At 61.3% G+C, this 18968-nt stretch carries 16 protein-coding genes; 14 read left to right on the top strand and 2 right to left on the bottom strand.

Translation table 11 applies throughout. The features are described 5' to 3' along the window. Position 1 precedes the first annotated feature (1 nt). The 14 genes from murD (at position 2) to mutT (ending at position 17435) form a co-directional block, all read left to right on the top strand. Positions 2–1345, top strand: a complete 1344-nt coding sequence (gene murD, locus F0M18_RS03425) for a UDP-N-acetylmuramoyl-L-alanine--D-glutamate ligase (RefSeq protein ID WP_316838314.1) — start codon at positions 2–4, stop codon at positions 1343–1345. Next, positions 1342–2484: a putative lipid II flippase FtsW gene (gene ftsW / locus F0M18_RS03420; protein ID WP_188109571.1), complete on the top strand. Its 1143-nt coding sequence runs from the start codon at positions 1342–1344 to the stop codon at positions 2482–2484. Before murD ends, ftsW begins: the two co-directional genes overlap by 4 nt. Beyond that, positions 2481–3581 (top strand): undecaprenyldiphospho-muramoylpentapeptide beta-N-acetylglucosaminyltransferase, encoded by a 1101-nt coding sequence (gene murG / locus F0M18_RS03415; RefSeq protein WP_149609961.1) that lies wholly within the window; start codon positions 2481–2483, stop codon positions 3579–3581. The genes ftsW and murG overlap by 4 nt, the downstream gene beginning before the upstream one ends. Next, positions 3571–5007 (top strand): UDP-N-acetylmuramate--L-alanine ligase, encoded by a 1437-nt coding sequence (gene murC / locus F0M18_RS03410; RefSeq protein ID WP_149609960.1) that lies wholly within the window; start codon positions 3571–3573, stop codon positions 5005–5007. The genes murG and murC overlap by 11 nt, the downstream gene beginning before the upstream one ends. Next, complete coding sequence (locus tag F0M18_RS03405; RefSeq protein ID WP_149609959.1) at positions 5004–5927, top strand: D-alanine--D-alanine ligase; 924 nt, start codon at positions 5004–5006, stop codon at positions 5925–5927. The genes murC and F0M18_RS03405 overlap by 4 nt, the downstream gene beginning before the upstream one ends. Further along, on the top strand, positions 5927–6871 hold the full coding sequence (locus tag F0M18_RS03400; RefSeq protein WP_149609958.1) for a cell division protein FtsQ/DivIB: 945 nt from the start codon (positions 5927–5929) through the stop codon (positions 6869–6871). The genes F0M18_RS03405 and F0M18_RS03400 overlap by 1 nt, the downstream gene beginning before the upstream one ends. Positions 6872–6884: 13 nt before the next feature. Further along, positions 6885–8123 (top strand): cell division protein FtsA, encoded by a 1239-nt coding sequence (gene ftsA, locus F0M18_RS03395; RefSeq protein ID WP_149609957.1) that lies wholly within the window; start codon positions 6885–6887, stop codon positions 8121–8123. A 55-nt stretch (positions 8124–8178) separates the two neighbouring features. Next, complete coding sequence (gene ftsZ / locus F0M18_RS03390) at positions 8179–9348, top strand: cell division protein FtsZ (RefSeq protein WP_149609956.1); 1170 nt, start codon at positions 8179–8181, stop codon at positions 9346–9348. Between the two features lie 72 nt (positions 9349–9420). Continuing rightward, positions 9421–10335 carry a UDP-3-O-acyl-N-acetylglucosamine deacetylase gene (gene lpxC / locus F0M18_RS03385; RefSeq protein ID WP_149609955.1) on the top strand — a complete coding sequence of 305 codons (915 nt, stop codon included), beginning with the start codon at positions 9421–9423 and terminating at the stop codon, positions 10333–10335. A gap of 44 nt (positions 10336–10379) precedes the next feature. Next, positions 10380–11894 carry an FMN-binding glutamate synthase family protein gene (locus tag F0M18_RS03380; RefSeq protein ID WP_149609954.1) on the top strand — a complete coding sequence of 505 codons (1515 nt, stop codon included), beginning with the start codon at positions 10380–10382 and terminating at the stop codon, positions 11892–11894. A 148-nt stretch (positions 11895–12042) separates the two neighbouring features. Beyond that, a complete protein-coding gene (locus F0M18_RS03375) occupies positions 12043–12972 on the top strand; it encodes a M23 family metallopeptidase (protein ID WP_149609953.1) in 930 nt (309 codons plus the stop codon). 85 nt (positions 12973–13057) lie between these two features. Then, a complete protein-coding gene (secA, locus tag F0M18_RS03370; protein WP_149609952.1) occupies positions 13058–15769 on the top strand; it encodes a preprotein translocase subunit SecA in 2712 nt (903 codons plus the stop codon). 14 nt (positions 15770–15783) lie between these two features. Further along, positions 15784–17010: a bifunctional glutamate N-acetyltransferase/amino-acid acetyltransferase ArgJ gene (argJ, locus tag F0M18_RS03365; RefSeq protein ID WP_149609951.1), complete on the top strand. Its 1227-nt coding sequence runs from the start codon at positions 15784–15786 to the stop codon at positions 17008–17010. Then, positions 17007–17435, top strand: coding sequence for an 8-oxo-dGTP diphosphatase MutT (gene mutT / locus F0M18_RS03360; RefSeq protein WP_149609950.1), 429 nt, complete (start codon positions 17007–17009; stop codon positions 17433–17435). Before argJ ends, mutT begins: the two co-directional genes overlap by 4 nt. A gap of 26 nt (positions 17436–17461) precedes the next feature. Here mutT and coaE read toward each other — a convergent pair whose 3' ends face one another. After that, positions 17462–18079, bottom strand: coding sequence for a dephospho-CoA kinase (gene coaE, locus F0M18_RS03355; protein ID WP_149609949.1), 618 nt, complete (start codon positions 18077–18079; stop codon positions 17462–17464). Continuing rightward, a complete protein-coding gene (locus F0M18_RS03350; RefSeq protein ID WP_149609948.1) occupies positions 18079–18945 on the bottom strand; it encodes a prepilin peptidase in 867 nt (288 codons plus the stop codon). The genes coaE and F0M18_RS03350 overlap by 1 nt, the downstream gene beginning before the upstream one ends. Positions 18946–18968: the final 23 nt, after the last annotated feature.

Here is an 18968-nt window from a genome sequence, read left to right as displayed (position 1 = left end):
CTTGATTGCAAGCAGTGTTAACCGGGTAGTCGTCGGTCTCGGCGTCACCGGTCTGTCCTGCGCGCGCCACCTGCATCGCCTGGGTCTGCCCTTTACCGTGGTGGATACCCGCGACCAGCCACCGGGCCTCGATGCGCTGCGCGCCGAGATGCCGGAGGTAACGGTATATGCGGGCGAGTACCCGGAAGCCGTGATTACTGAAGCAGCTGAACTCATTGTCAGTCCCGGCATTGCCATGGATGCACCGCTGGTGGCTACCGCGCGAGCGGCAGATGTGGCGGTAATCGGTGATATTGACCTGTTTGTGCGCGAGGCCAGGGCGCCGGTCATTGGTATTACCGGCTCCAACGCCAAGTCAACGGTGACCGAACTGGTCGGGGATATGGCCCGTCGAGCGCAATTACAGGTTGGCGTTGGCGGCAATCTGGGTACCCCGGCACTGGACCTGCTCTCAGACCAGCAGCAGCTCTACGTGCTGGAACTGTCCAGTTTCCAGTTGGAGCGTGCCGGTAAACTGGACCTGGCCGTGGCCACCGTGCTCAACATCAGCCCGGACCACCTTGATCGCCATGGCAATATGATTCATTACCACCAGGCCAAGCACCGCATCTTCCGCGGCTGCCGCAGTGCGGTGGTGCATACGGACGATCCCCTGACCATGCCCCTGCTGGAGGATCAGGTGCCGATCATCCCCTGGCGCCTCGGCGAGCCCGCACTCAATGGCTTCGGGCTGCGCAGGCAGGGAGACGGCGAATACATCGCGCATGGGCTTGAGCTGTTGATGCCGGTAGCGCATGTGCGCATGGCGGGTCGACATAATCTCGCCAATGCGCTGGCGGCATTGGCACTTGGCCACGCCGCGCAACTGCCCATGGAGCCGATGCTCGATGCCCTGCGCAGCTTTCCGGGTTTGCCGCATCGCTGTGAGGTGGTGGCAGATATCCGCGGCGTGCGCTACGTCAACGACTCCAAGGGCACCAACATTGGTGCCGCGCAGGCTGCGTTATCGGGCCTCGGCGGTGAGCGTGACATCGTGCTGATTGCCGGTGGCCAGGGTAAGGGTGCGGACTTTGTCGACTTGTTGCCCGCCGTCAAGCGCCACTGCCGCCACCTGGTGCTGATTGGCGAGGATGCCGATGCGTTGCAGCAGGCCCTGCACGGTGCTGCCCCCATTACCCGCGCCGATACCCTCGAAGACGCCGTGCTGCGTGCCACGGAAGCTGCCTCGGCTGGCGATACCGTGCTGTTATCGCCTGCCTGCGCCAGCTTCGACATGTTCTCCGGTTATGTGGCCAGGGGCGAGACTTTCGCCGCTTGCGTGCGTGCGCTGGAGGTGCAGCCATGAGCCGCGCTGCCGCCTTGCCCCCCACTGCATTGAAGCCGGATGCGATGCTGCTGACGCTGGCCTGCGCGCTGATACTCGTGGGCCTGCTGGCGATCAGTTCTGCATCCATCGAGTACGCGAAGATCAATTACAGCAACACCTGGTTTCATACCAGCCGGCATCTCATTTATATGCTTATTGCGGGCATTGGCGCGGTTGTGGTCTACCGCATGCCGCTGCGCTTTTGGGAAGACACCGGCTGGATCTGGCTGTTCCTCGCGCTCGGCCTGTTGATACTGGTGCTGGTGCCGGGCATAGGCCGTGAGGTCAATGGCAGCCAGCGCTGGTTGCCGCTGGGGCCGTTTACACTGCAGCCATCCGAATTCGCCAAGATGGCCATGATCATCTACCTGGCGGGTTACATGGTGCGCAGGGAGCACGAGGTACGCAACGAGTGGCAGGGCTTCCTGAAACCGATGGCGGTATTGTTCGCAGCCACCCTGTTATTGATGGTGGAGCCGGATTTCGGCGCCACGGTGATCGTTGCTGGCAGTGCGTTTGGCATGTTGTTTCTGGCCGGTGTGAAGCTCGGCCACTTCCTGCTGGTGCTGGCCGGTGCACTGGGCGCGCTGCTGGTGCTTGTGGTGAGTGAGCCTTACCGCGTGAAGCGGCTCACGGCCTACACAGACCCCTGGGCAGATCCCTACGACACCGGATTCCAGTTGACCCAGTCACTGATTGCCTTCGGCCGCGGCGAGTGGCTGGGGGTGGGGCTGGGCAACAGCGTGCAGAAGCTGTTTTACCTTCCCGAAGCGCATACCGATTTCGTGTTCTCCATCTGGGCGGAGGAAACAGGTTTCCTGGGGGCGCTTTGCGTCATCCTGCTGTACGCCGCCCTGATCGGCCGCATCTTCTGGGTGGGCCGGGCCGCACAACTGGCCGGCTATGCCTTCGGCGCCTATGTCTGTTACGGCGTGGCGCTGGTCTTTTCCGGGCAGGCATTTGTCAATATGGGTGTCAGCTCCGGGCTGCTGCCCACCAAGGGCCTGACCCTGCCTTTCGTCAGTTACGGTGGCACCAGTCTCATAGTCTGTTGCGCGATGCTGGCACTGGTATTGAAGATTGATGCGCAGGTACGCGCCCGGGGGTCGCGCCGATGAACAAGCCGCGACGGATTCTGGTGATGGCGGGTGGCACCGGTGGCCATGTCTATCCTGCGCTGGCTGTTGCCAGCGAACTGCGTGACCGTGGCTATCAGGTTGAATGGGTGGGCACGCGCAGGGGGCTTGAGCATCGTGTGGTGCCGGCGGCAGGGTTCCCGATCCATTACCTGTCTGTTCGCGGGGTGCGCGGCAAAGGCATCCTGGACCGGGTGCTGGGCGTTATCATGCTGCTGCTCGCGTCGCTGCAGGCACTGTGGTTGGTGATGCGTACCTGGCCGGCCTGTGTGGTTGGCATGGGCGGCTACGTGGCAGGCCCTGCGGGTATCGCGGCCTGGTTGTTGCGCCGTCCACTGCTGATACATGAGCAGAACGCGGTCGCCGGCACCACCAACCGGATGCTGTTGCCATTTGCCCGCAAAGTCGTCGCCGGCTTCCCGGGCGCCTTTGACAGTTCGGTAGAGGTCGAGGTCCTGGGTAATCCTGTTCGCGCCGACCTCGTACAGACAGCGGCTTCACTCCAGTACAGCTACGACGGCAGCCGCCCCCTTCGGCTGCTGATCCTCGGTGGCAGCCTCGGCGCTCGCCCAATCAATGAGCTGATGCCCGGTGTGGCCAGGCGCTGGTTGCGGGGTCCGGAAGGTGAGCACGGGGAGATCTGGCACCAGGCAGGAAATGATCATGCCCGGCTTGTCACCGAGCAGTACGGCGACTTGATAGGGGAAAAAGTTCGCGTCGCGCCTTTCATAGAAGATATGGCTGCCGCATATGCCTGGTCGGATCTGGTGATCTGCCGGGCTGGTGCCCTGACCGTATCTGAGTTGGCTGTGATGGGCCGGCCGGCGATACTGGTGCCGCTGCCTCACGCCATCGATGATCACCAGACTGCCAATGCACGCTGCCTTGCCGAAGCAGGGGGGGCGATGTTGTTGCGCCAGTCCGATATGAACGAGCAGGTCGTTCTTAACGCGCTGAACTCGTACACCACTTACCCGGGTCGTCTGCGCACCATGGCTGAAGCAGCACGTGACGTGGCGACACCGGATGCGGCACAGCAGGTGGCGGACCGGGTGGAGGAGCTGGCCAATGCAGCCTGACAAAAGCGTCTACTCCGTACCTGAAATGCGCCGTATCCGCCGTATCCACATGATCGGCGTAGGCGGCACGGGTATGAGCGGAATCGCCGAGGTGCTGGTAAACCTCGGCTATACGGTTTCCGGCTCTGACCTGCGCGCCTCTGCGGTAACTGCCCGCCTGCAACAGCGTGGTGTCGAAGTGCTCATCGGTCATCGCCAGGAGAATGTCGGAGATGCCGATGTGGTGGTGACCTCCAGTGCGGTTGACGACAGTAACCCGGAAGTTGCCGCCGCCCGCGCCGCGCGGGTGCCGGTGGTCCCGCGCGCAGAAATGCTGGCGGAGCTGATGCGTTACCGCCACGGTATAGCGGTAGCCGGCACTCACGGCAAAACCACAACCACCAGCCTGATCGCCGCCATTTTCGGGGAAGCGGGGCTGGATCCGACATTTGTTATCGGCGGCCTGGTGAACAGCGTGGGCAGTAACGCGCAGCTGGGCGCGAGCCGTTTCCTGATCGCGGAAGCGGACGAGAGCGATGCCTCCTTCCTGCATCTGCAGCCGATGGTTGCCGTGGTGACCAATATCGAAGCAGATCATATGGACACTTACGGCGGCGACTTCGCGGTACTGCGCCGGACCTTTGTCGAATTCCTGCACAACCTGCCGTTCTATGGTGTCGCCGTACTGTGCGTGGACGATCCGGTGGTTCGCGAGCTGTTGCCCGAAGCGGCTCGGCAGGTGATCACCTACGGTTTTGCGGAGGACGCTGATTACCGAATTACCGACATGCGCCGGCAGGGCCTGAAGACGGAGTTCACCGTTTGCCGGCCGCAGGCCGAGCCGCTCGAGGTGACCCTGAATATGCCGGGTGAGCACAATGTGCTCAACGCCACTGCCGCGGTTGCAGTCGCCGGCGACGAGGGCCTCGACGATGGCGCGGTGCAGCGTGGGCTGGCCGCTTTTGCCGGTGTTGGCAGGCGCTTCACGCGCATGGGAGCGCTGCAGCTTCCCGCGGGCGAGGCGGTGCTGGTTGATGACTACGGTCATCACCCCACCGAGGTGAGGGCGACACTGGATTCGGCGCGACAGGCGTGGCCCGAACGTCGCGTGGTGATGATCTATCAACCGCATCGCTATACCCGCACCCGGGATCTCTACGAGGATTTTGTTGCCGTGCTGTCGCGCTGTGATGTGCTGGTGTTGCTGGAAGTGTATGCCGCCGGCGAGGAGCCGATTGCCGGTGCGGATAGCCGCAGCCTGACGCGCAGTATCCGCCAGCGCGGTCAGCTGGAGCCGATCTTTGCCGAGCGCATAGAGGATGTGCCGCAAATTCTGCGTTCGGTGGCAGAACCGGGAGACGTAATTATCACCCAGGGGGCCGGTGACATTGGCGGCCTGGCCAGGGAACTGGCGGACATGGACTTAATGCAGGTGGCGACACGGTGAGCGCAGGATTATTGACACAGGGCATTGTCGCGGTGCTGCGGGGCGGTGATTCCGCCGAGCGTGAGGTGTCGCTCAAGAGCGGGCGCACGGTTGCCGACGCGTTGCAGGCCCAGGGGTACAGGGTGCGCGAAGTGGATCCGGCGGACGCCGGGTGGCTACAGCAGCTGGAGGGCGTCGCCTTTGCTTTCAATGCGCTGCATGGTCCCGGCGGAGAGGACGGCTGTATGCAGGGCTTGCTGCAGGCTCTGGATCTGCCTTACACCGGTTCAGGCGTGCTCGGTTCAGCCCTGGCGATGGACAAGCAGCGCAGCAAGCAGCTGTGGCGCGGCATCGGTGTTGCCACCGGCGGTTTTGAAATGCTGCACGACGGCAGTGACTGGCAGCAGGTGATAGACCGCCTGGGCAAGGTTTTTGTGAAGCCTGCCTGCGAGGGCTCTTCCATCGGCATGGCGCCGGCCGCGACAGCAGCGGAACTGGAGCAGGCCTACCGGACGGCTGCCGCCTACAGCGGTGGCGTGCTGGCCGAGCAGTTTATCGATGGCCCGGAGTACACCGTGGCGATACTGGGCGATCGCGCCCTGCCGTCCATTCGCCTGCAGACTGAAAACGAATTCTACGACTACGAGGCCAAGTACCTTTCTGACGACACCAGCTATCACTGCCCCAGCGGGCTTGACGAGGCCCTCGAGGAGGAACTCGCGGCGCTGGCGCTGGCTGCATTTACTTCACTGGGTTGCACAGGTTGGGGGCGCGTGGACGCGATGCGTGACAGCGATGGCCGCTTCTACGTGCTGGAGGTCAATACCATCCCCGGTATGACATCGCACAGCCTGGTGCCGATGGCGGCGCGTGCTGCCGGCATGGAGATCACCGACCTGGTGAGACAAATAATGCAGCTGGGCATGGAGGCGCAGCGCTGATGGGTGTCGCAATCAAATTTCGCTGGCCGGGTGCGCGTGACGAAGAGAAGGGGCACCGTAAGCGCAGGGTCCGTGCTTCCGCGGGCCAGAAAACGGCGCCAGCAAAACGGGCTCCGAAGCAGAAGCAGGCTGTCGAGGCGCGGCGCAAACCGCGGAGCCAGCAGGCCAAGGGTGCCACCCGTAAAGTGGAAGTCACCCGGCAGAAGCAGCCGAGGAACTTCCAGTGGCTGAATCGCATTCTGATCCTGGTCGGCGCGGGTGTGGTGCTGATCGCCGCCACCCAGGCATACATCACCCTGCAGGCGATTCCGGTCGAGCGCATCACCGTGAAGGGTGAACTGGAGCACACCCAGACGGAGGTGATACAGGACATGGTTTACCCGGCGCTCAGTGGTGGTTTCCTCTGGGCTGACCTGGCGCAGGTCCGCAGCCAGCTGGAAGCGCTGCCCTGGATTCACGAGGCGAGCGTGCGCCGGGTCTGGCCCAACGCGCTGGAAATTGACGTGGTGGAGCAGCTGCCAATCGCTCGCTGGGGCGAGGGCGCTTTTCTCAATCACGAGGGCGAGGTGTTTCGACCGCGCCAGAAGGAAGCCTGGCAAACACTGCCCAGGCTGAGTGGGCCTGAGGGTTCGGCGCAGTCGCTGATGCTGGCCTACCAGCGTCTGGTCGACCTGTTGAGCCCGCTCGGTCTCAGCCTGTCACAGCTGGTCATTGACGACCGCGGGCAGATGGAGGCGACGCTGGCGGGTGGGCAGAGACTGGTTATCGGTGGCGCCGATTTCCTTGAGCGCATGCAGCGCTTCAAGATCGTTTACCGCGCTGAACTGGCGGCGGACATGGACAGGGTGATGAGCATAGACCTGCGCTATGAGCGTGGGGTGGCGGTGGGCTTTGTAGAGCCTGTCGAACAAACAGCAGTAAGCAGCGAAAAGAAGCAGGCGTAAGGGAGACACTGCCATGGGCAGCGCGCAGGACAAACGAATGATCGTCGGATTGGATATCGGTACCTCCAAGGTGGTGGCGATCGTTGGTGAGGTAGGTCTGGACGGCGAGATTGAAATAGTCGGTATCGGCTCACATCCGTCCAAAGGGATGAAGAAGGGCGTGGTAGTGAATATCGAGTCCACGGTGCAATCGATACAGCGCGCAGTGGAGGAGGCGGAATTGATGGCGGGCTGCCAGATACATTCCGTCTACGTGGGTATCGCGGGTAGTCACATCCGCAGTCTCAATTCCCACGGCATTGTCGCCATCAAGGACAAAGAAGTATTCCACCACGACCTGGAGCGGGTAATCGATGCCGCACAGGCTGTAGCGATACCCGCGGACCAGAAGGTGCTGCACATCCTGCCCCAGGAGTACGTGATTGATAACCAGGAGGGGATCAAGGAGCCACTGGGAATGTCCGGCGTGCGCCTGGAGGCCAAGGTGCACCTGGTGACCTGCGCGGTGAATGCGTCCCAGAATATTGAAAAATGTATCCGCCGCTGTGGTCTGGAAGTAGAGGAGATCATCCTCGAGCAATTGGCCTCCAGTTATTCCATTCTCACTGAAGACGAGCGCGAACTGGGTGTCTGCCTCGTCGATATCGGTGGTGGCACCACGGACATCGCAATCTTCACCGAAGGCTCCATTCGCCATACCGGGGTCATTCCTATTGCCGGAGACCAGGTCACCAATGACATCGCCATGGCGCTGCGCACGCCGACGCAGCACGCGGAAGAAATCAAGATCAAGTACGCCTGCGCGCTCACCCAACTGGCGGGGGCAGACGAGACTATCAAGGTGCCCAGCGTCGGTGATCGCCCGCCGCGGGACCTGTCACGCCAATCCCTGGCCGAGGTTGTCGAGCCGCGCTATGACGAGCTGTTCACCCTGGTGCAGGCCGAGCTGCGTCGCTCCGGTTACGAGGACATGGTGCCCGCAGGCATCGTGCTCACCGGCGGTACCTCGAAGATGGAGGGGGTGGTGGAGCTGGCAGAGGAAATATTCCACATGCCGGTGCGAGTGGGCTACCCGCAAACAGTACAGGGACTCAACGATATTGTGCGCAACCCGATCTACGCCACCAGCGTGGGCCTGTTGCAGTACGGCGTGGACCATATGGAAGAAGCGGGCCAGGTGGCCTCGCGGCCTTCCGGCTCCACAGAGAATTGGTTAACCCGGGCCCGTGCCTGGATTTCCAGCAACTTTTAAGTGCTAAACCGTCGCACGCGTGTGCGGCTTTTTTATACAAAGGGGAGATACAACCATGTTTGAACTAATCGATAACGTACCATCCAACGCGGTGATCAAGGTGATCGGCATAGGCGGAGGCGGCGGCAACGCGGTCAAGCATATGATCGAAAACTCTGTGGAGGGCGTGGATTTCATTTGCGCCAATACCGACGCCCAGGCACTTTCGGACATCGAGTCCAAGACGGTGCTGCAGTTGGGCGGCGACATTACCAAGGGGCTCGGCGCCGGCGCCAACCCGGAGATCGGCCGTGCCGCCGCCATGGAGGATCGCGAACGCATAGCTGAATCCCTGCGTGGGGCGGACATGGTGTTCATCACCGCGGGTATGGGTGGCGGTACCGGTACCGGTGGCGCTCCGGTGGTCGCTGAAGTGGCGCGCGAGCTGGGCATTCTCACGGTTGCCGTGGTCACGCGGCCGTTCCCGTTTGAGGGCAAGAAACGGCTGAAAATCGCCCAGGAAGGCGTGGCCGAATTGCAGCAACATGTGGACTCGCTGATCACGATTCCGAACGAAAAATTGCTCGAAGTGCTAGGTAAAAATACCAGTCTGCTCGATGCCTTTAAGGAGGCAAATGATGTATTGTTGGGCGCAGTTCAGGGGATCGCCGATCTGATTATCCGTCCCGGCATGATCAACGTGGATTTCGCCGACGTGCGGACCGTGATGTCAGAGATGGGTATGGCGATGATGGGAACCGGCAGTTCCAAGGGTGAAGATCGTGCCCGTGAGGCTGCCGAGCGCGCTATCAACAGCCCCCTCCTGGACGACATTGATTTACAGGGTGCCCGCGGAATCCTGGTGAATATCACCGCCGGCCTTGATCTCGCTCTCGGTGAATTCGCCGAAGTTGGCGACACGATCGAGGAATTTGCATCCGAAGAAGCGACAGTTGTGGTAGGTACGGTTATTGATCCGGATATGACCGACGAGCTCAAGGTTACTGTAGTTGCCACCGGGCTGGGTGCCGAGGCTGCGAAAGCACCTCTGCAGGTAGTAGATACCGCTCCCAAACCGGCTGTAGCACAGACCGATAGCGACGAGGCGCCGGATTACCGTGACCTGGACCGCCCGGCGGTGCAGCGCAGGCAACGCGCAGCAGCAACCCAGGCAACCGCTGTCGCAGCCGACGCAGACGAGGAATATTTCGATATTCCCGCATTTCTGCGTCGTCAGGCGGACTAGCAGGCAGCGACGGGCAGTAAACCCGTCGGGCCCCGCAGCCGCAAGACACGACAGGCTACGGTTGGAGTGATTATGATTCGACAACGCACACTGAGAAACGCGATCAAGGCGACTGGCGTCGGCTTGCATACGGGCGAGAAGGTCTACCTGACCCTGGCCCCGGCGCCGGTCAATACCGGCATCGTCTTTCGCAGGGTTGATCTCGACCCGGTGGTGGAAATCCCCGGTCGGGCAGACAACGTTGCCGACACCACACTTTCAACCGGCCTGGTGGCAAACGGCGCCAAGGTCTCGACGGTAGAGCACCTCATGGCGGCAATGGCAGGCCTGGGCATTGACAATGCCTATGTCGATGTCAGCTCCCCTGAAGTGCCGATCATGGACGGCAGTGCGGCCCCATTCGTGTTTCTCATCCAGTCAGCTGGCATAGAGGAGCAGAATGCGGCCAAGAAATTTATTCGCGTCAAACGCAAGGTCACGGTCGAGGATGGCGACAAGGTAGCCAGCTTCCTCCCCTTTGATGGCTTCAAGGTCGCCTTCACCATTGATTTTGACCACCCCGTTTTTCGCGATCGCACTGCCCATGCCGATGTGGACTTTTCGACCACGTCGTTCGTCAAGGAGATCAGTCGCGCCCGCACCTTTGGCTTCATGCACGAAATCGAGTACCTGCGCTCCAAGGGCCTGGCCCGAGGCGGCAGCGTGGACAACGCCATCGTGGTGGATGAATACCGCATCCTCAACCAGGATGGCCTGCGCTACGACGACGAGTTCGTGCGTCACAAGGTGCTGGACGCGATTGGCGATCTCTACCTGTTGGGCAACAGCCTGATCGGTGAATTCCGCGCCTACAAATCCGGACATGCCCTGAACAACGCGACCCTGCGCGCCCTGATTGCGCAGCCGGATGCCTGGGAGGTGGTGACCTTTGAAGACGAGGCTACTGCACCCATTTCCTATTCCCTGAGTCCGGTGGCCGCCGCCTAGCCAGAGCGCATCGACCGACTCCCTCCTGACGGCGTGCATTAGCTATGCAGGAACTGGCCCAGTCCATTATCCAATGGGGCGCCATCACCATAGCCTGCCTGTTCGGCCTGGGCATTGTGGCCGTGCTGATCATGTATCTGGTGGACAAGACCCAGACTCGCCATACGATACGGCGCAACTATCCGGTCTTCGGGCGGTTTCGTTACCTGTTCGAACACCTCGGCGAGTTCTTTCGCCAGTATTTCTTTGCCATGGACCGCGAGGAACTGCCTTTCAACAGGGCTGAGCGGACCTGGGTTTACCGGGCGGCAAAAGACGCCGATACCACCGTTGCCTTTGGCTCCACACGCCCGCTCACCATAGATGGAGACGTCTATTTCCTGAACAGTGCATTTCCGACGCTGGACGAAGATGCGGTGAGCCCCCGACCGGTCACTCTCGGCGAGGGCTACTGCCGTTTTCCCTACACCACTGCCTCCATCCTGCATGTTTCCGCAATGAGTTTCGGCGCTATTTCTGAGCCGGCGGTCAGGGCCCTCTCTGCCGGGGCAAAAGCCGCCGGGATCTGGATGAATACCGGCGAGGGCGGTTTGTCGCCCTACCACCTTGAATCCGGTGCTGACCTGGTTTTCCAGATCGGTACCGCCAAGTACGGGGTGCGCGATGCCCAGGGCTTGCTCAGCGATGCCCGGCTCGAGGCGATCGCGGCGCACGAACAGGTGCGGATGTTTGAAATCAAGATGAGCCAGGGTGCCAAGCCCGGTAAAGGCGGTATTCTGCCCGGACGCAAGGTGACCGCGGAAGTGGCAGAAATCCGCGGTATCGACGAGGGGGTGGATTCGATCAGCCCGAATGGCCACCCGGATATTCACTGCGCCGATGACCTGCTGGATATGGTCGAGCGTGTGCGTCGGGTTACCGGCAAACCCGTGGGCTTCAAGATAGTGGTGGGGCAGGTCGGATTCTTCCACGACCTGTTCCGCGCCATCCATGCGCGTGGCCCCGCCTCGGCACCGGACTTCATTACCATAGATAGCGCCGATGGCGGCACCGGTGCAGCACCACAGCCGCTGATCGACTACATGGGCATGCCACTGCAGGAGAGCCTGCCGATGGTGGTGGACCTGTTGCAGGAGTATGGCCTGCGCGAAAGGATCAGGGTGATTGCCTCCGGGAAATTGATTGGCCCGGCCAAAGTCGCCTGGGCGCTGGCCGTCGGAGCAGATTTCTGCGTGTCGGCGCGAGGGTTTATGTTTGCGCTCGGCTGTGTGCAGGCCTTGCAGTGCAATCGCAATACCTGCCCCACGGGCATCACCACCCATGACCGGGATCTGCAGCGAGGGCTGGTGCCGGCGGAGAAAAGCCTGCGTGTCGCCGCCTACTCACGCCAGCTGGACTACAGCGTGGGTATCATTGCCCACTCCTGTGGCGTTAGCGAACCCCGGGGTCTGCAGCGCGAGCATGTGCGCGTGATTGAGTCCACCGGTGCCTCCCGCAGCATGGCTGAGCTACACCCTACGCCTTCGGTAAAGCCGGAATATTTGGGTTTTAACGAGTAACGGGTGCAGGGCCCGTGGCCCGCTATCCCCGCCATCCCCATCCGCCGAAGCTATTGACCGAAACTGGGTACTGTGTCACGCCCTGCGCGTGGCATTCCGCCGGTCTTTGTGGCATAGTTTGCGACCATTTTGCCTCGTGTCCGCGTGAATGAAAGTTATTCTCATTAACGGCAAGCATGGGGGCTCCCGCTCCATTGAACTGGGGCGCTTGTCTCTCGCCCTGCTTTCGCTGTGCTGCCTCGGCCTACCCCTCGGCCTGGTTGCCGGCGGCTACCTGCTGGGCCAGGAAAACGAAGCCAATTCCATGCGCGGCCTGGCACTGGATGGATTGCAGGAAGAACTGGAGCAACAGGAAGACGAGTTTTCTGAACTGCAGCAGCGCGCAGAACGCAAATTGCAGGCGATGACGGCCAGCCTGGCGCAGTTGCAGGCAAGAATGACCCGGCTCGATGCGCTGGGCCAGCACCTGACCGCCATGGCGGATCTCGAAGAGGGTGAGTTCGATTTCAGCCAGCCCCCGGCGATGGGTGGCCCCCTGGCTGGCGAGTTTAATGTGGAATACGACACCGGCGGCCTGGCCGCTGAGTTGGCGCTGTTCCAGGAGCAATTGAACGATCGCGAACAGCAGCTGGATATCCTCGAAACGCTGCTGACCAATCGCAAGCTGGAGGAGCAAAGCTGGCTCTCCGGGCACCCGGTGGAGAAGGGCTGGATATCCTCCCACTATGGCAAGCGAACTGATCCCTTTACCGGCAAGCCGGCATTCCACCACGGCATCGATTTCGCCGGCAAGGAAGGCTCCCGGGTTATTGCGGTCGCCTCCGGTGTAGTGACCTGGACAGGCAGCAAATCCGGCTATGGCGAGACCGTTGAAATCTCACACGGGGACGGCTTTGTTACCCGTTACTCGCACAACAAGGAAGCCCTGGTCAAAGCGGGCGACGTGGTGCGCAAGGGCCAGCCCATTGCCCTGATGGGCTCAACCGGCCGCTCTACCGGCGCCCACGTGCACTATGAAGTGTACAAACATGGGCGTTCTGTCGATCCCCTGAGTTACGTGCGCCGCACGCGCCGCTGAAGTCCCGCTCCCACTCCTGTAGAATGCCTCCCGCCCTGCCCACGGTTCGGCGGGCCTTTACGTATCCAGCACAAGTTGAAAACTGATGATAAGCAAATTCCTGAGAATGATGTTTGGTTCCCGCAACGACCGGGAACTGAAGCGCATGGGCAAAGTAGTCAAGAAGATCAATGCCCTGGCGGAGGAGACCGCAGCGCTGTCCGATGAGCAGTTGGCTGCCAAAACAGGTGAGTTCAGGCAGCGCCTGGCGGATGGACAAAGCCTTGACGATATTCTGCCCGAGGCCTTTGCAGTGGTGCGTGAAGCTGGCGAGCGAGTCCTGGGCATGCGCCACTTTGATGTGCAGTTGATAGGCGGCATGGCACTGCACGAGGGCAAGATCCCGGAGATGCGTACCGGTGAAGGTAAGACGCTGGTGGCCACGCTGCCTGCCTACCTCAATGCCCTGACCGGCAACGGGGTGCACCTGATTACGGTGAACGATTACCTGGCCAGTCGCGACGCTGCCTGGATGGGTCCGCTGTATGAGTTTCTCGGTATGTCGGTGGGGGTGATTCATTCCGGGCAGATGCAGGACCAGAAGCGAGAGGCCTACAGCTCAGATGTGATCTATGGCACCAACAACGAATTCGGCTTTGATTACCTGCGCGACAACATGGCGTTTACCCTCGAGGATCGCATGCAGGGCAAGCTGTCGTTTGCCATCGTCGACGAGGTGGATTCCATCCTTATCGACGAGGCGCGCACGCCGCTGATCATTTCCGGTGCGGCCGAGGACAGTTCCGAACTGTACAAGACCATCAACCGGCTGATCCCGTTATTGAAACCGGACCTTGAGGGCCAGCCAGGCCACTTTACGGTAGATGAAAAACAGCGCCAGGTTGAACTTACCGAGGAAGGCCACGAGTTTATCGAAGAAACCCTGATCCGGGAAAACCTGCTGGAGGAGGGCGATAGCCTGTACGCGGCCACCAATCTCAACCTGTTGCATCATGTTTACTCGGGCCTGCGTGCCCACGTGATGTTCAACAAGGACGTGGAGTACATTGTCCAGGACGGCCAGGTCGTGCTCATTGACGAGCACACCGGGCGCACCATGCCCGGGCGCCGCCTGTCAGAGGGCCTGCACCAGGCTATCGAGGCAAAGGAAGGGGTGGCCATCCAGAGTGAAAGCCAGACGCTGGCCTCCACCACCTTCCAGAACTACTTCCGCCTGTACGACAAGCTGGCCGGTATGACCGGCACCGCTGACACGGAAGCGTTCGAGTTCCGCCAGATTTACGGACTCGAGGTACTGGTGGTTCCCACCAACGTGCCGCAGAAACGCAAGGACCTCAATGACCTCGTCTACCTGACCCGGGAAGAGAAGTTCGATGCCATTGTCGCGGATGTGAAAGACTGCATGGAAAACAATGCCCCTGTGCTGGTGGGTACGGCGTCAGTGGAAACCTCGGAAGAACTGTCGGCACGCTTTCGCAAGGCGAAGATCCAGCACAAGGTGCTGAATGCCAAGTACCATGAGCAGGAGGCAGAAATTATTGCCCAGGCGGGTCGCCCCGGCGTGGTGACCATCGCCACCAATATGGCGGGCCGCGGAACCGACATTGTGCTCGGTGGCAACCTGGAAGCGGAGATAGCCGCTGCCGGTGAGATCAGCGCTGAACGCAAAGCTGAGCTCAAGGCCGCCTGGGAGCAGCGCCACCAGCAGGTAATCGAAGCCGGTGGTTTGCATATCCTGGGCACCGAACGGCATGAGTCCAGGCGTATCGACAACCAGCTGCGGGGTCGCGCAGGGCGCCAGGGTGACCCGGGGGTATCGCGGTTCTACCTGTCTCTTGAGGACAGCCTGATGCGGATTTTTGCCTCCGACAGGGTGAAAAACTTCATGCAGGCGCTGGGTATGGAGAAAGGCGAGGCCATAGAGCATCGCATGGTCACCAACGCGATCGAGAAAGCCCAGCGCAAGGTGGAAGGGCGCAACTTCGATATCCGCAAACAGCTGCTGGAGTACGATGATGTCGCCAATGACCAGCGCCAGATCATCTACCAGCAGCGTATGGACCTGCTGACCGAGTCGGATATATCCGAGACCATCAATGCGATTCGTCTTGACGTGGTCAATGAGGCCATCGACAGCTATATCCCGCCGATGAGTGTCGAGGAGCAGTGGGACGTGCCCGGGCTCGAGCGGGCACTGGAGGCGGAGTTTGCCGTCTCGCTGCCCCTCCAGCAATGGCTGGATGAGGATGACAAACTGCACGAGGAAGCGCTGCGTGAGCGTATTGCCGAGGCGGTGCAGTCAGCCTACGAAGCCAAGTGCGAGGCGGTTGGCCCTGATATGCGCAAGATTGAAAAGCAGATCATGCTGCAGGTGCTGGATACGCTGTGGAAGGAGCACCTGGCAACCATGGACCATTTGCGCCAGGGTATCCACCTGCGCGCCTACGCCCAGAAGAACCCCAAGCAGGAGTACAAGCGGGAGTCCTTTGAGCTGTTCCAGCAATTGCTGAGTAACCTCAAATCGGAAGTGGTCAAGTTCCTGAGCCACGTGCAGATTCAGCGCCAGGATGAGGCCGAGTTGATAGAGCAGCAGCGGCGTGAAGCAGCCGAGCGGGAAAAACTGGCATTCGAACATGCCCAGGCTTCGGCTATGGCACCACAGGCGGAAGCAGGGCAGGAAGCGGAACAGCCCGCGATACCCACGCCTTTCGTCAGGGATCAACCCAAGGTGGGCCGCAACGACCCCTGCCCCTGCGGCAGCGGCAAGAAGTACAAGCAGTGTCACGGCAAACTCTGAGCGGAGACTGGTAGATGGCTGTTGGGGCAGGGAAATTGCCGCCGCTGCAACCGGTGCCCGGCGTGCGCCTGGGCACCGCCTGTGCCGGCATCAAGAAACCGGGGCGCAAGGATCTGGTGCTGATGGAGCTGGCGCCGGGCAGTAACTGCGCAGGCGTGTTCACGCGCAACGCATTCTGCGCGGCTCCGGTCACGGTAGCCAGGGAGCACCTTGCCGCTTGTGAACATGCTCCGCGTTATTTGTTGATCAATACCGGGAATGCCAATGCCGGTACCGGTGAGCAGGGCTTGCGTGATGCGCGGTCCTGTTGCGATGCGGTGGCGTCAGCCACGGGTGTCGCTGCCGAGGCGGTGCTGCCATTCTCCACGGGTGTCATCGGTGAGCCGCTTCCCGTCGCCGTGATTGCCGAGGCCATACCCGCGGCCGCAGCGGCCCTGGACTCCTCTGGCTGGGCTGCAGCAGCAGAGGGAATTCTCACCACCGATACCCGTCCCAAGGGTGTCTCCGTCTCCTTTGAGGATGCGGGTCGCCGTTACGTGGTAACCGGCATCGCCAAGGGCGCGGGTATGATCCGGCCCAATATGGCGACCATGCTGGCCTACCTGGCAACAGATGCTGCGGTAGAGACAGCCGTTCTGCAGCGCATATTGAGCGATGCCGCAGATATGTCGTTCAATCGCATCACCGTGGATGGCGATACGTCCACCAATGATGCCTGTGTCCTGATTGCTACCGGCGCTGCGAACAACGAGCCTCTCAGCAACCCGCAGTCAGCCTTGTATGCGGCACTGGCGGACGCGGTGCAGGAGGTGTGTGTGACCCTGGCACAGGGCTTGGTTCGCGATGGTGAAGGCGCAAGCAAGTTCGTCACCATAGCCGTGGACGGCGGCAGGACAGAGCAGGAGTGTCTGGACGTTGGCTTTACCATCGCGCATTCGCCGCTGGTGAAGACCGCACTGTTTGCATCCGATCCCAACTGGGGGCGTTTGCTCGCGGCTATTGGCCGTGCTGGCCTGGATGAGCTGGACGTGAACCAGGTGTCTGTGTTCCTCAATGATGTGCTGATTGCCGAGCAGGGTTGCCGTGCCGCCACCTATACCGAGGAGCAGGGCGTGGCGGCGATGAGCCCCGAAGAGATTGTGATCCGGGTGGCGTTACACCGTGGTGACGCCAGCGCATCTGTCTGGACCACCGATTTTTCCTACGATTATGTGCGCATCAATGCGGAGTACCGTACTTGACCGTACATGTTGCGGTGGGCGTCATTGTCGATGCCGGACACCGGGTATTGCTGACACGCCGGCCCGAGCACGTGCACCAGGGCGGGCTCTGGGAATTTCCCGGCGGCAAGGTGGAAGCGGGAGAAACACTTGCCACAGCGCTGGCGCGTGAGCTGCAGGAGGAACTCGGCATCACACCGCTGCGCGTGTCACCGCTGCTGGAAATCAGTCACGACTACGGCGACAAACACGTTTTGCTCGACGTGCACATGGTCTGGGAATTTGCGGGTGAACCTTCTGCCCTGGAGGGGCAGCCCATGGCCTGGGTGGCGGCAGAGGCGCTTGGCGAATACGATTTTCCCGAGGCCAACGACCCCATTGTCGATGCGGTTGCAGTCTTGTTGCACGGGCAGTCGGCCCGGGGCGCCGTCCAGGCCAACGAGTAAGCGCAGCAGCAAGCGCCCGGTCAGCGCTAGTCGCCCTGGGGCGATACCATCTCCGCGCGCGCCAGGAACTCCCGGTGTAACTCGCTAACGGTGTCATCCAGTGCGGACAGTGGCCCGGTATTGTCGATGACGATATCTGCGCTGGCCAGGCGCTGGTCCCTTGGCATCTGTGCAGCCATGATGCGCCGTACCTGCGCCTCTTCATTGTCGTCCCGGGCCATGGTGCGCTCAAGCTGTATCGCTTCCGGCACGTCCACGACCACGACCACGTCTGCCAGTTCGACCTGGCTGGTTTCCAGCAACAGTGGTGAGGCGAGAATCACATACGGTGACGTTGCGGCTTCCAGCTGGCGACGTATCTCCTGGCCGATGAGCGGATGTGTGAGCTGCTCCAGCCAGCGACGTTCATCAGCGTCAGCAAAGACCTTCTGCCTGAGTGCAGCGCGATCGAGCTGGCCGTTGGCGAGCAGTATCTCCTGCCCGAAATGCGCGGCGATCGCATCCAGCGCCGGGCCGCCGGGTTCAACGACAACCCTGGCGGCGACGTCTGCATCCACGACTTCGATGCCGTGTTGTTGAAAGCGGCCGGTGACTGCAGACTTGCCGCTGCCTATGCCACCGGTCACACCGATTACCAGGCTCATCAGGGCAGGCCCACAGCGTTGAGGTAGAAACGGGTGATGGTATCGCCCCACATCATGGCAATCCAGCCGGCTGCCGCCAGGTAGGGGCCGAATGGTATGGGCACGTCTCGCCCCCTGCGCTGCAGCAGCATCAGCAGGCCGCCGATAACGGCACCAACCAGCGATGAGAGCAGGATGATCAGCGGCAAAGCCTGCCAGCCCAGCCAGGCGCCCAGTGCTGCCAGCAGCTTGAAATCGCCATAGCCCATGCCTTCTTTGCCGGTCAGCAGTTTGAACAGCCAGTAAATGCCCCACAGGAACAGATACCCGCACATGGCACCCAGTACTGCCTCAGAGAGGCTGACGTAGGTGGCATTGAGGTTGAGGGCCAGCCCCAGCCAGAGCAGGGGCAGGGTGATGTCATCCGGCAGTAACTGATGGTCCACGTCGATCATGGTCAGGGCAATCAGCGCCCAGGTGAATAGCATCGCGCCGAGCAGGGCCAGGGAGAAAGGAAATTGCCACATCAGAGCCAGGGTAAGCAGGCCTGTAGCCAGTTCCACCAGCGGGTAGCGCGGCGAAATCTTCGCTTTGCAATTGGCGCACTTGCCACCCAGCAGCAGGTAACTCACCACCGGAATGTTTTGCCAGGGGCGAATCGCCGCCTTGCAGTGAGGGCAATGGGAGTTGGGCGTGGACAGTGTCAGCCGATCGCCTTCTGGCTGTGTTTCCAGTTCCAGCAATTCACAGCAATCGCTGCGCCAGCGCGACTGCATCATGATGGGCAGGCGATGGATCACCACGTTGAGAAAACTGCCTACAATCAGGCCGAATGACAACAGGGCGATGGCCAGCAGCCAGCCATGCTGGTTAAACACTTCAGACATGTACAGCCTTCCGCCTTCGGGGA

Source organism: Pseudohalioglobus sediminis, from assembly GCF_008370495.1.
In the GTDB taxonomy this organism is placed as follows: domain Bacteria; phylum Pseudomonadota; class Gammaproteobacteria; order Pseudomonadales; family Halieaceae; genus Halioglobus.
The sequence above is the reverse complement of the archived record's forward strand: the minus strand, read 5'-3'. Positions and strand labels throughout refer to the sequence as shown.